We start from the raw sequence: 527 nt of genomic DNA on the forward strand, positions 1-527 counted from the left end.
CTCGCGATTTCGGAAGGAAAATGCCGGATTCCGGAAGTTTCCTTCCGCAGAGTCTCGCGACCGGAGCGGCTTGTCTCGTGAAAAAACGATGTCCAGACAATCACTTGAGCAGGGTCGCGAGACACTGCCTTTATCTTGTTTTCCCTTCCCCCCTTCCTCCTGACCTTCCCGGCTCAAAAAGGGGGAGAAGCAGCGCCGGTCCGACGCCGCCTCTCCCTGCCAGTCGTCGCCCGATCAGTGTGCATCGACCATCGCTTCATGGGCCGATCTGCGGGACCTGCAGTAGCGCTTCCCCATCGTCCCGTGCGCCATTCCGTTGCCATCCACGAGCATCACGCTCGCGAACCAGCGACCGTCCAGTCGCCCGCAGATCGCTATCCGGTCGAGCTCCAGATCATCGTCGTCGATGCTCTCGTAGGACCCGAGCCAGCGCTCCTCGATCCGCGCATCCCAGAGAAAATCGGTCTCTTCGGCTTCGAGAAACCGATGTGCCAGGGCCTCCCCGGCACCGCGTCCGAACTCCAATT

At 61.1% G+C, this 527-nt stretch carries 1 protein-coding gene; it reads right to left on the reverse strand.

The window, feature by feature from the left end; genetic code table 11:
• Positions 1-234 precede the first annotated feature (234 nt).
• Positions 235-527: hypothetical protein (locus tag BGN95_RS23390; RefSeq protein ID WP_286774177.1), on the reverse strand; the 293-nt coding region annotated here is incomplete at its 5' end.

The organism is Sphingomonas sp. 66-10, assembly GCF_001897045.1.
In the GTDB taxonomy this organism is placed as follows: Bacteria; Pseudomonadota; Alphaproteobacteria; order Sphingomonadales; family Sphingomonadaceae; genus Sphingomonas; species Sphingomonas lycopersici.